The 266-nt window shown below is 53.4% G+C and carries 1 protein-coding gene; it reads right to left on the minus strand.

Features of this window, described 5'->3' with window-relative positions; translation table 11 throughout:
* Nucleotides 1-266 (minus strand): hypothetical protein (locus SB679_RS24660; protein ID WP_410704918.1); only part of this gene is annotated, 266 nt, incomplete at both ends.

The following is a 266-nucleotide window of genomic DNA, read 5'->3' on the forward strand; positions in this document are numbered from 1 at the left end:
GCGAATCACGTCAGCACAGCCGACCATGTCTGGCCCAACGTAAAATCCGAAGACTAATTTGTCCGTCGTATCCTTACTGGTTGGCTTGCCATTGAAGAAATCGTCAACATCTTCCTCGGAGGGCGGCCGACCTTCGACGAGTTCACTGTACGAAGGTGCCTCCAGAAAGATGCGCAACACGTTCGCGCAATCGCTGTGCGACTCACTGGTGAGTGGGCGGATTGTAAGCATCAGGAGCAGTTTCGAGGTGAGAGCAGCAATTCTAG

Source organism: Chryseobacterium sp. SIMBA_029, assembly GCF_046535275.1.
Taxonomy (GTDB): Bacteria; Bacteroidota; Bacteroidia; order Flavobacteriales; family Weeksellaceae; genus Chryseobacterium.